This is a genomic window from [Limnothrix rosea] IAM M-220 (assembly GCF_001904615.1).
In the GTDB taxonomy this organism is placed as follows: domain Bacteria; phylum Cyanobacteriota; class Cyanobacteriia; order Cyanobacteriales; family MRBY01; genus MRBY01.
Map to the genome: position 1 here is coordinate 12,898 of NZ_MRBY01000002.1, position 12,244 is coordinate 25,141.

Sequence of the window (12,244 nt, forward strand, 5' to 3'; positions counted from 1 at the left end):
AAACCCAGGAAATATCTATAAAAAACCTTTAAAGATAAACCTAAATAATTCATGATTACTTAACCAATATAAAAACGGCACAGTAGTATGACAAACATCAGAAAAACAACAAATAAAATTGATTTAAAGAGAATTTCCGCGAACTTTTTTTCAAACTTAAAACCACTAAATATTTCATTTCTATTAACTCTAATATTTAGTAGTTTACTCATAAAAACAGCTTGGTTGTGTGACGACTCTATGATTACACTGCGCAGCGTTTTAAACTTCACCCATGGATATGGCCTTGTTTTCAATATTGGAGAAAGAGCCCAAAGTTATACACATCCAATATGGATGCTACTACTCTCCCTCGTTTCATTTATCACAGGGGAAGTTTTTTTTACAACCCTTTTCATCAGCATGGTATTTGCACTAGCTGCCTATGGAATTGCGTTGTATGTCTCTCGAAAAAGCATTTATTCAATATCCATAGCAGGACTGAGTCTCATAGCATCGAAAGCTTTCATTGACTACAGTACATCAGGATTAGAAAACCCACTATCTTTCCTGCTGTTTGGCATACTAATGCTGTTACTTTTAGAAAAGTCCAGCACTCCAGAAATACGTCTTACCAGAGCCGTTTTCATTGGCAGCTTGATCTTTCTTTGTCGCATGGACTATGCCGTGATTTTAGCTCCCATTGTAAGCCTGCTTTGTTTTCAGACAAAAAGCGTAAAAAAATCCTTACTTGGTATTTTAGTCGGTGGAATACCAGCATTTTCTTGGTTGCTTTTTTCCCTAATCTATTACGGTACAGTCTTCCCAAATACTTATTTTGCTAAACTGAGCACCAATATCCCTAAAATCCAGTACCTTTATCAGGGTCTTCTCTATGTGTATGACAGTAGCCTTTATGATTCTTTTACTTTGGCAACGATCGTAACGGCGACAATTTATACAATCTTTTTCCTTAAGGATAATACGAGAAAAAGTGTTGCGACTGGCGTGATTCTTTACTGCCTATATATTGTCAATATTGGCGGTGATTTTATGTCTGGCCGCTATTTCGCTATACCACTTTATATTAGTGTATTTCTATTGAGTGATTTGTTTGTAAGGCTTAATAGAAAAAGTCTCATTGCAGTAGTGATGGTGGCTTATTTTAGTTGTGCAAATATTATTTCTATTAGTTTGCCATCAAGTCGTGTTATTCATGCCCATGGCATTAATAATGAGCAGGCTTTTTATTATGGCAGAGATGGGAATGCTGCCTTCTCTTTTGGCCTATTAGCTCCAAATCGTGATTACCCAGATGTAACAAATTGGCGGCGGGATACAGAACCTAATGTGATTGATGATGTTCAGATAAGATGTGGTTTGTTGGGTAATCATGCTCTATCTAGTAAGCCAAATACCCATTGGATTGATCCCTGTGGATTGACAGATCCTCTTCTAGCTCGTCTTCCCATTGATACGTCAATTGACAGCACAGATGGTAATCGATTTGGTTGGCGAATTGGGCATATAAAACGTCGTGTTCCTGAAGGGTATGCTGAGTCGATTGCATCTGGTGTAAATGTAATCCAGGATCCTGATATTGCTCGGTTTTATGATCTTATTAAAGTAGTTGTCAGTGATCCGGTTTTTAGTAGAAAACGCTTAGTCTATTTGTTTAAATTCAGTGGAATTAAAACATTTGAGGATTTCAAGAGTAGTTCTTTTAAAGAATAGTCGGATCAATTATTGATGGAATTGTTGTACTAGGGATTTCATATTCTGCCCCTCTAAAAATTACATCAAGGGCTTCTTGGAGAGTCTTTTCCATCACAATTTGATTGTCATAAACAACAATAACCCGCGCTAAAGTTGGCACACTATTTTCGTCAGCTTCTAGGTACAAAGGCTCGACATAAAGTAGTGATTGTTCAATGGGAATAACGAGTAAATTTCCTTGGACTGCCCGCGAACCTTCACGATCCCAAAGGGATATTTGTTGGGAAATAATGGGGTCTTGTTTAATTAATGCTTCGATTTGATCTGGGCCATAAATTAGTTTTTGTTTGGGGAATTGGTAGAGTAATAATTTGCCATATTGGTCGCCATCGGAACGCCCTGCTAACCATGCAATTAAATTTGGACGACTGGTAGGAGTGTAGGGATGCAAGAGGATAAATTCTTCGGACTCGGCGGTGGGTAATCGCATGATGAGGTAATAGGGGGCGATCGCCTGAGACTCGTTAGCGTAAGTTTCCTTGGGAATTTCCCATTGATCTTCACGGTTATAAAAAACCTGTGGGTCGAGCATGTGATAGCTCAATAATCTTTCCGATTGCACACTAAATAAATCCGTTGGATAGCGGAGATGCTCACGTAAGACATCTGGCATGTCGGCAAAGGAACGGTATAGATTGGGAAATGCCTTTTGCCAAGTGCGAATCATCGGATCATTTTCATCGGCGATATAGAAAGTGACGTTGCCGTTATAGGCATTAATGACAACTTTGACGGAGTTGCGAATGTAGTTAAATCGGTTCTCCCCCGGATCGGAATAGGGGTAGTGATCGCTCGTGGTGTAGGCATCTAAAATCCAATACAAATAATTTTTATCGCCGAGTTCATTAGTTTCCCCAACGTCGGCTGCAACGAGGTAAGGGTCACGGTCAAAGTATAAAAATGGGGCGATCGCCCGAACCCGCTCATTAATATTGCGACGCATGAGCAACTTCGTATCAGAAATTAGATCATTGGAAAATAAAATCCGCCAATCTCCTAGGTAACGGGCAAATAAAAGACGCTTAAATGGATTGCCAAACGCAATGCCGCCTTTGCCATCGTAGGTGTTGTAGCGATTATCTTCGCCGCTAGGATAATCTAACTCTTGCACCTTCGTGGAGGTCATGACATAGGTATTCGTCAGTTCGCCATAGTAAATGCGGGGCTGCCCAATGGGAATTGACTCACGAATTTCCGGCGTTAAAGTCGTTAAATTGCCTTCTTCTGCTTCTTCGCCCACGCCAATATCTTGGACATAATATTTTGGCAAGCCCGTCCGCTCGGCTTTGTTGACCGGACTTAAGGTAAAACCGTAGCCATGGGTGTAAACCAAATGCTCGTTCACCCAAGTTTTTGCCTGTTCGGGGACAGCTTCATAATCTAGTTCCCGCGGTGCCATAATCACTTGTTCTTTGGCAGCGGGGACATCGGGCTGTAATTGCAAGGAATAGCGATCAATATCCGCATCAGAAAAGCGATAATACAAACGAATTTGCTGGAGCTGACGATTTGTTTGTAAAACTGGCCGACTATCCCAGAGGCGAATATTGTCGATGGTTAGGGGGTTATTTTCAATGTCGGCAGCAGTTAGTTGACCTTCTGGGTTAAAGACTTTTGATTCGATGGCATTGAGTCCAAAGGCATTACGGGTGTATTCAATGCTGTGTCTGAGGAAAGGTTCTTCCCGCGCCAATTCATTCGGTTGCACAATGAGCTGTTGGCTTGCGGTCTGTAGCATGACCCCCGCGACCATCACGCTAATGTAGAGGACAACGCCTTTTAAAACTTGGGGTTGCTGGCGGCGAATGGACACAGTACGGCGGTAGGGGTAGCGCCAAAATTGCACCAAACACCACGCGGCGATCGCCACCGCCATTAGCGTTAAAGTCGTTTCAACATGCTGATCAACAGTGATATTGGTATAACTAGCACCATAGACCACCCCTAGCTTGGAGTAGAGCAACTCATAACGTACCAGCCAGTGGCGACCCGCAACCGCCAGAAATAATAGGCCTGTGAGTAAATTGAGATGGCGCAGCTGAGCTGGACTAAAACCGGGGAATTTCCCCTGGGAAAAACTATCCCCAGACAATAAATAACTGAGGGTCACACTCACCAAACTGTAGAGAAAGAGACCTTCAAACCAAAAATCAAGGATTTGCCACAGGGGCAGATTAAATACATAAAAACCCACATCCTTGCCATAAAGCGGATCGACCTGGGCAAAGGGAGTCGCGTACCACCCCTGCAACACCCGCACCCAATTGTTGGCCAATACCATGCCAAAACACAGGCTCAGCATCACGGCGATCGCCCGCAGAACAAACCACCGTCGCCACAGTACCAACGCAAATAAAACAACAGCAATACCAATACGCCACAGTTGTTGTTCCAGCATCGTCACCACAGAACGAACAGAACGCAAGGCAAAGGGATCAGGCAAAGCAGGCGTAATCAGTGGCAAGCTTAAATCAAGCTGTCTTGTGTCCCAGACAACCGAACCATAATGGAACAAAATTAAAATAATTAACAGCCCAAAACCCAGCATGAGCAACAACAACCAACGGAAGCCAATGGCCGGAGACTCAGGAATTTTTGTGTGATAGGGAATCGGTTGCGGCAGGATCTTTTGCCACCATCTCAGTGGTTGACGAGGGACATTAGCGCGGCGATCTTCCCCCGACTGATCGGGGCGTTCTTTCCAATCTTGGCGATCAACCACTCGATAATTGACCCAGATGAAGACCAAAGAACCAATAAATCCTAGGCTCCACAGCCCCAAACGGGTAAAAACCTGCTTAATGAAAACAGATTGGTAGCCGATTTCGTCAAACCAAAATTTTTCCGCAAAAAATGCTGACATCAAGCCAGACATCCCCCAAATTGCGGCGACAATGGAGCAAAGATAAATTAGCCATAACCATTTTTTTCCCATGTTGCCGATTTTATCGACTTGCGGGGAGGTTTTGCTGAAAGTTTTTGTCATCTTCTCTGGCAACACCTTGGGTTAATTATGATTATTGTTGTAGGGAATGCGGGAGCCTTGCCACTGGAGTTTTTCGCGGATAGTTTTGTAAAAGGAATAACTCTCGCGCAGCATAATAAATTTGCAATAACAACGGGCTTTACGGACATTCACCCACTGTCCCGGCCAAATGGAGGTGCCGAGGGCACAGTCTACCCAAAGCTTATTTTTTAGTTCGTAGTCTCCCAGCGGCCAAATATCGACACTCGTCCCAGCGGGTAAGACAATGGGACGACTAGAAAGACTCAGGGGACAAATGGGAGTGACGGCGATCGCCTCTAGTCCGGGATGCATAATGGGGCCATTGGCTGAGGCTGTATAGCAAGTTGATCCGGTTGAAGTGGCAACCAACAAACCATCACCATGGTATTGATCGACGATCATATGATCGGCTTCCATCTCAAAAATCGCCGTCGGCATCCGGTCTACAGCCGCGGGTTTAACACACATTTCATTGAGGGCAAAATGTTGGTCACTGACAATGTCAGGGTTGAGGCGATCGCCTTCACAGATAGACGCTTCTAGCATCATCCGTTTTTCAACAGCATAAACATCATTTTTCAAGCGCTGCCATAACTTTTGGCTCTCTTGGATCTGCTCAATCGGTTCCGTCAAAAAACCTAAATGCCCGCCGACATTCACCGCCAAAATGGGAATATTTTCAACAGATAAATGTCGCGCCGCCGCTAGCACCGTACCATCACCTCCCAAGACAATGGCCAGATCAATGGGTTCTGTCGCCGAAGCAAGAAAGACAGGATAGGGATTATCCTTAAACCCACTAGGCCCCATCAGTACTTTACAGTCCAGGGCTTCTAGCTCTTCTGCACAACGCTGTGCCCATTTTTTTGCGAAGTTATTGCCCGCTTTATAGGCAATGATCACTTGATCCAGTTTCACGATTTATTCCGCTTCGGTAAGAATCTCAACGCTACGACGACTGCGTTCAATGGTCGTTGCCGCCAGTTGCCCATGCTCACCACTATAGGTGACAACCCAAAATTCTTCCGCACCGGGGTAAACGTAAATCAATTGTTCTTGATTTTCTGTCTGGAGTTTTAGAGCACCCACCGACGTATCAGTTTCAATTGCCAGTAATTCAACAGTAATCCCTGCGGCCTCTAGCTGAGTCACCTGTTTCGCGACATAATTTTCTAATGTTTCGTCAGGCGATCGCCCAACCTGAATCACATTAATGGCCGTCAGTTGATCACCCGTTGCCTCAAACGCCAGTAACGCAATCTCTTCGGCATTTTGGGCGAGCCAACCTGTACGATTTTCAAAACCAGCAGCCACCAAACTAGCCTGCAGTGCCTTTAATTCCAGACCCGGTTGACCCGCAACAAAATTAGGAGGGATGTCGAGCTGAAGGCCCCCATACTGCACCGTCGTCCAGTCTTGGTTGGGTTCAATGGCAAGGGTTATAGCCTCTGGCGCGACAGTATTAGCACAGCCCCAAAGACCCACACAAACCCCTAGGGCGATCGCCCACCCCAAAACTGCCGCAAACAACTTACCCATCACCTAAACCCGTTCCTCTAGGGGAATATAAGGCTGACCATGGAGCCCAGTGTATTGCTGGGTCGGACGGAAAATTCGGTTTACACCAAGCTGCTCCTTCCAGTGGGCTAGCCAACCAGCCACCCGGGCGATCGCAAACAAAGGCGTAAACAAATCACTAGGAATGCCAAGCTTGCGGTACACCAACCCAGAATAAAAATCGACATTGGCATAAATTCCCTTATGGCCATATTTATCCTCAACAACCTTTTCTAGCTCAAGGGCAACCTTATAGTAAGGATCTTCTCCCTCAACCTCAAATAGTTGCTCCGCCAAACCTTGCAAAATCACAGCGCGGGGGTCTTTTACCTTATAAACGCGGTGACCGAAGCCCATAATTTTTTGCTTATTTTCGACACACTTATCGACGTAGGCTTGAACATTATCGACAGAACCAATTTCTTCCAGCATCAACAACACTTCTTCATTGGCTCCACCGTGCAGTGGCCCAGCTAAAGTCCCCACCGCCGATGCCACTACTGCATAGGGATCTGTTAAAGTCGAAGCCGTCACCATCGCGGAAAAAGTAGACGCGTTAATGGTGTGCTCAGCGTGAAGAGTTAGGCAAGTATCAAAAATCTGCGCTTGCAGATCATAGGGTCGCCTCTCCGTCATCATATAGAGAAAATTTGCCGCATAATCCAAGCTATCGTTGGGTTGAACAGCGTCATTGCCCTTCCGCATCAAGTTAAACGCCGCGATCATTGTCGGAATCTTTGCCAACAAGCGAATCACAGCATGGCGAATATATTCAGGGTCATCGAGGGCACGCCTCGAATAAAATAGCCCCAACGCAGCTGCTGAAGTTTGCAACGCATCCATTGGGTGACAAGTGTCTGGGAAACATTTCATCATGTCCCGAATGCGGTATTTAATGCGGCGATGGTAAAGAATATCGTTTTTAAAGTCTTCTAGCTCGTTATAGGTCGGTAGCTTGCCCCAAATGAGGAGATAGGCAACTTCTAAAAAAGAGCTTTTCTTAGCTAGTTCTTGAATCGGAATACCGCGATATTCGAGGATACCCTGTTTACCGTCAACGAAACTGATACTGGATTGGGCGGCAGGAATTCCTTCCAAACCGGGTTTAAATTCACAACCAGTGGTCATATGCGATACCTTTACTTGGTCTTCTAATAATGTGTAGTTTTAAGGCTGACTTCTCAGTGCCCGTGGCTAAACTAGCCTATCACGTGGCTTATTACGGTAGCCATTTTGGCGAGGTGAGTAAAAAGAGTTCGTTATTTGTTTCTGAATGACTGAGGTTGCCCAGCTTAATACCAATGATGCCTGCTTTTTTGACGATGAGGCGATCGCCGACTTTTCCCCAGAGCAACTGTTCTGCCCAATGTCCAAGATTGGGTTGATGGCCCACAAACACAACATTGCTCTCCGTCGTATGATTCTGCTGCCAATCCTGTAACCATGCCATCCCCCTGGCAAACTCCCCCGTCGGTGCTAAAGGTGGCAACGGGATCGGGAGATCCCCCAACCCTTCCTCATGGAGAATGTCCGCCGTTTGTTGAGCCCGCAGAAAAGGACTCGTCATAATAACATCAAAACGCAAGCCAATCTGCTGTAGTCGCCGAGCGACAAGCCTTGTACGCCTTTGCCCTTTCGGGATTAAGGGTCGTTCTGCATCATGGATTTTGTCAGAGCGCTCTGCAGCAATACCGTGGCGAAATAAGTATAAATTGATCAATGTTTAGAGGCCTCGGCGATCGCCGTAATTCAGATAAAAATAATCCCTGCACATCACCAAAAGGCAAATATGACAGGGACACATGGAAAATCAAATCAAAAGCGACTTTAAAATTTCACTTTTTCAGGAAATACTATGGCATAAATTCCTAAGCTTCCGACTCAATGTAAGTGAATAAAAGACCCAAGACAACAAAGTTGAGAACAGCCATCATCGGAACTAACATAGCGGGCAAAAAAGAAGCGGCATATGCTCCAGTCATATCAAAATTACCTTATTTATATAAGTGGATATCAAGATACTTTTGGATGGTACTGTAGGATGCTTCGAGATACAGCAGACATTACGATTCTTTACAAAAGATGTTGAGAAACGCCCTAAATCAACCGAATGTTGCCATTTACTAAGAAAGCCTAGAATCCCCGCAATATCTCTTATAATCCCTTACAAGTATTCATTTCCTTACCCTTTTTAAAGTTTGTTTTGAGAGGAGCTTAATCGTTCAATGGATGTTATTACACATGGTGGCGATCCCCAAGTGGGCAATCTCGCCACCCCCGTCAATGCTTCTGCTTTTAGTAAAGCTTTCATCAATAATCTGCCGGCTTACCGCAAAGGTCTTTCCGCCCAACGTCGTGGCTTAGAGATCGGTATGGCCCATGGCTTTTTTGTTTATGGCCCCTTTGCTGTACTTGGCCCCCTACGCGACAGCGACTACGCCGCTTTAGCTGGTTTATTGGCAGCAGTAGGTCTCGTTTCGATTTTGACTGTGGCTTTGTCCCTTTATGGCGCGGCTGGTGTCAGCACACCGACGGCAACGTTAACAACCCCAAATCCTCCGGAGGATCTTGGTACTGACGCTGGCTGGAGCGAATTTGCGAGCAGCTTCCTGCTTGGCGGTTGTGGTGGTGCGTTCTTTGCTTATTTCCTTTGCGGCACACCCTTTGTTGAGCCTCTAGTACAAATCGCTGGTGGTGTTTGGTCTTCGTAAATTATGTGTAGTTTACGGTGTTAAAATCGGCGACTTAGCTTTCCTGTCACTGGTTTTGACTTTTGGATCATAATCCCTTTGAGTTTGTATTTTCTTTATTGAGTTTGCTGTTTTATCGAGCCTAGTATGTTGTTACTGGGCTTTTTTTTATGGGAATTCGCCTCGAAGGGGATCATCATTGGTAATTATTTTTTATACTTTAGAAAAATATAGTTCTGATAATCAGGGACTGTATGGCGGGCGATCGCCTCAGGCTTTTCCTGAGGGACGGCAACTGCCGCAATAAATTTAAGAGATAAACACAGTCATTATGATGATGCAAACTAAAACCATAAGTAGGTGGCAAAAGCTGGGTCTATGGCTAGTATCGGTGGTGCTAGTTTTCGGTGGATTTGTACTGCCCGCCCAAGCAACAGGGGTCTATGACGTTCCCTATTCGACTCCGGATCAACCTATTTGGTTAGTGGATCAGGCCGAAGCCATTAGTCGCGCTAACGATGGTCGTCTCAATCGAGAGCTAGAAACACTGGCAGAGAAAACGGGTAAGGGTCTGCATTTTGTTGCTATCCGTCGCCTTGACTATGGCCAAACCATCGAAGAGTTTGCAGAGAAAGTCTTTGCAAAATGGTTCCCCACAGCAGCAGATGGCTCTGATGAAATGGTGATAGCTGTTGATGTTTTAACTAATAATGTGGCGATCGCCCTTGGCGAGAACCTAAAAGAAAAGTTCCCAGAAGAAACAATTAAAAGCATCACAGAAAAAACCGTCGGCTATCCATTACGAAAAAGTGCCTACAATCAAGCACTCCTAGAGGCAGAAGAACGTGTTAGCGCAATCTTTGCCGGTGAAGCAGATCCGGGTCCCCCACAAATTGCCGAGATTAATATCGAAAGTACTTTTACCAAAGCTGAAGATACAAAAACAACAAGTTCGACTATTTGGTTAATTGTTTTATTAGTATTAGCAACAGCTATTCCAATGGGTACTTATTGGTGGTATGTCCGCTAGAAATCAGCTAAATCTTAATCATATTAAGGGAGAACTCTAGACAAAATCTAGTTCTCTTTTTTATTATTTTTTACAGCATATTGGTCTTTGCTTTTAAACCTTAAGAAAACATCTTCTTTTATTGTCAAAGCCAATAAGTTTAGGATGATAAATTCAAGAGTTTACGGCATTTTAGCGCAGTAAATGACAATGTTTAAAAAAATTCAGATTTTTGAATCCTAAGATTTTTGTGCTAATTTTACTAGCCTTTGCTATGGCTTGGAATAGGGATTAATGTTACCCTTTTTTGAAAAAAAGTGAGGAGGGGATTTTCCGTAAGTTGCGCAACTCATCGAAAGCTCTTCTGCTCTCCGAGCAGCATCCCCAAAGAAGGACATTAATCATTCCAAAGAAACGTCAGTTTTGCTTAAAAATTGTGTCTAAAATTCTTTGAGACAAGGAGACACAGGGAATATTGATATTATTCTCACAACATTCTTGTCCACACCTATGAGCTGAGGAGATCTTCTCCCCACCACCTTCTCGGCTGTCCACTATGCCGCTATTACACACTCTGGTTAACCTGAGCTCTGGTTAAGAGTGGCTCGAAGCGAGCATAAATAACGAGCATAAATATGGCGATTAATCATTTTACAAATTGACCCAAAAGCTATGATCATCGCGATAAAAAGCTGTCCCGTTGCTGGTGGTTTTTCTGGAGGAGTACCTCAATTTTTTCCCATTGATTAGTATCAATTTGCTGGATGATTTCGTCGAGCTGATCACGATAGGTATCCAGCGATCGCCGTAGCGCTTCTTTATTTTGTTTTGCCATCATGAGTCCCAATTCTGGATTGCCACCACCAACACGACTGGTATCTCGAAAGCCTGAGCTAGCAAGGGATTTCGACATTTTCAGAATTGCGGGATCATCTTCACCCAAACAAGCTGCAATGAGACTAGCACTGACAAACACGGGAAGATGGGATATCCATGCCACAGACTGATCATGCACTTCTGGAGAACAGGAATAATAGCGGCTATTGAGGATTTTAATTAGTTTCTTTAGGGTCTCAATCGCTATGGGCGGTGTCGTTTCTGTCGGCGTTAACACGTAGGGGGCATCAATGAATAAACCGGCTATGACGGCATCAATGCCTTGTTTTGCTGTGCCTGCCATCGGATGACCCCCCACAAAATTTTTCCAGAGGGGGGCGATCGCCGCAACCATTGTTCCTTTTACCGAAGCAACATCCGTCAAAACGGCATCTGGTTTTAAATGGGGGATCACAGCTTTTGCTGAATCAATCACATAGTCCATTGGGGTGCACAAAAACACAACATCAGCAGTTTTTAAAATACTGGCATCAGTGCTGGCATGGTCAACAATCTTGCGGTTTAAAGCCGTTTGGCAAGTGGCGGCTTTTCGGGATGTGGCAACAATTTCTAAGCCTGCTTCTTTAAAGGCGATCGCCAACGATCCACCAATTAACCCCAGACCAACAATACCTATTTTCATATTGTATTCTCGACTAATAAAAATCCCCAATACAAAATAGTATCAGGGAGATTTTCAATTCTGTTTTGTTGGTCTATAAATGCAACTTAAAATTACATATCAAAACGACATATCACCAAAATTACATCGAACCACGAATTTCTTCAACGATGCCGTCGCGAACAATGATTTCAACATTGAGCTTTTTAACCAAATTGTCGCCTTTCTTAATCTCAAAGAAACTTTCCATTTGACCCTGGAAAAACTCTTGCTCAAGCTCAAGGGTTTGGACTTGTTGGAGCTGCTGGAGGGCTTGATTTTTCTTCTCTAAAATTTCGCTTTTTTTCTTGTTTACCTGCATTTGAATATTATCAATCTGCTGGGTCACTTGGGGAGGAATCGGGCTAATGCTTTGCTGTTTAAGCTCATTAATCGTGCGATTACCCTGAACATCAATTTGCTCAAGCTGAGAATCAAGGTTGGTAATTTGCCCCTGAAGTTGCTGTTGTACTTCCTGCTTCCACCGGGGAGTGACAATAACTTTGAGGTTTATTGGCCGCTTTAGGGTCACAGAAAGATCTTGATTTTCGTCCATTTGAATTGTCCTAGGGTTTATAAAATTTCTGTTTCTATTACGCTAATCAACACGCAAAACATTTTCAGGTTAGCATCAATGTCCCATTGCCAAGCAATTTATTCATTTAGCTTCTGTAAAGATCTACGCCCGG

General features: G+C 44.0%; 11 protein-coding genes. 3 read left to right on the forward strand and 8 right to left on the reverse strand.

What is annotated here, in order from left to right; translation table 11 throughout:
* The first annotated feature begins 87 nt into the window (after positions 1-87).
* Positions 88-1,713: a hypothetical protein gene (locus NIES208_RS01395; RefSeq protein ID WP_139324952.1), complete on the forward strand. Its 1,626-nt coding sequence runs from the start codon at positions 88-90 to the stop codon at positions 1,711-1,713.
* On the opposite strand, the gene NIES208_RS01400 is transcribed toward NIES208_RS01395, so the two are convergent.
* The 6 genes from NIES208_RS01400 to NIES208_RS19760 all read right to left on the reverse strand — a co-directional run bounded on the left by NIES208_RS01400 (position 1,703) and on the right by NIES208_RS19760 (position 8,301).
* Positions 1,703-4,690: a UPF0182 family protein gene (locus NIES208_RS01400; protein WP_075889165.1), complete on the reverse strand. Its 2,988-nt coding sequence runs from the start codon at positions 4,688-4,690 to the stop codon at positions 1,703-1,705. The genes NIES208_RS01395 and NIES208_RS01400 overlap by 11 nt on opposite strands.
* A gap of 72 nt (positions 4,691-4,762) precedes the next feature.
* On the reverse strand, positions 4,763-5,680 hold the full coding sequence (locus NIES208_RS01405; RefSeq protein ID WP_075888965.1) for an NAD(+) kinase: 918 nt from the start codon (positions 5,678-5,680) through the stop codon (positions 4,763-4,765).
* A 3-nt stretch (positions 5,681-5,683) separates the two neighbouring features.
* Complete coding sequence (locus tag NIES208_RS01410) at positions 5,684-6,301, reverse strand: hypothetical protein (RefSeq protein ID WP_075888967.1); 618 nt, start codon at positions 6,299-6,301, stop codon at positions 5,684-5,686.
* Positions 6,302-6,304: 3 nt separating this feature from the next.
* Positions 6,305-7,447: a citrate synthase gene (locus NIES208_RS01415; RefSeq protein WP_075888969.1), complete on the reverse strand. Its 1,143-nt coding sequence runs from the start codon at positions 7,445-7,447 to the stop codon at positions 6,305-6,307.
* Positions 7,448-7,538: 91 nt separating this feature from the next.
* Positions 7,539-8,039 (reverse strand): phosphohistidine phosphatase SixA, encoded by a 501-nt coding sequence (gene sixA / locus NIES208_RS01420; RefSeq protein WP_139324953.1) that lies wholly within the window; start codon positions 8,037-8,039, stop codon positions 7,539-7,541.
* Between the two features lie 148 nt (positions 8,040-8,187).
* Complete coding sequence (locus NIES208_RS19760; RefSeq protein ID WP_075888971.1) at positions 8,188-8,301, reverse strand: hypothetical protein; 114 nt, start codon at positions 8,299-8,301, stop codon at positions 8,188-8,190.
* Between the two features lie 243 nt (positions 8,302-8,544).
* Here NIES208_RS19760 and NIES208_RS01430 point away from each other — a divergent pair, with 243 nt between their 5' ends.
* Together NIES208_RS01430 and psb32 are read left to right on the forward strand one after the other, a co-directional pair.
* Complete coding sequence (locus tag NIES208_RS01430; RefSeq protein WP_075888973.1) at positions 8,545-9,030, forward strand: photosystem I reaction center subunit XI; 486 nt, start codon at positions 8,545-8,547, stop codon at positions 9,028-9,030.
* 310 nt (positions 9,031-9,340) lie between these two features.
* Positions 9,341-10,039 (forward strand): photosystem II repair protein Psb32, encoded by a 699-nt coding sequence (gene psb32, locus NIES208_RS01435; RefSeq protein ID WP_075888975.1) that lies wholly within the window; start codon positions 9,341-9,343, stop codon positions 10,037-10,039.
* A gap of 655 nt (positions 10,040-10,694) precedes the next feature.
* Here psb32 and NIES208_RS01440 read toward each other — a convergent pair.
* Positions 10,695-11,537 carry a prephenate/arogenate dehydrogenase gene (locus NIES208_RS01440; RefSeq protein ID WP_075888977.1) on the reverse strand — a complete coding sequence of 281 codons (843 nt, stop codon included), beginning with the start codon at positions 11,535-11,537 and terminating at the stop codon, positions 10,695-10,697.
* A gap of 121 nt (positions 11,538-11,658) precedes the next feature.
* Positions 11,659-12,111, reverse strand: coding sequence for a YlqD family protein (locus tag NIES208_RS01445; RefSeq protein WP_075888979.1), 453 nt, complete (start codon positions 12,109-12,111; stop codon positions 11,659-11,661).
* Positions 12,112-12,244 lie beyond the last annotated feature (133 nt).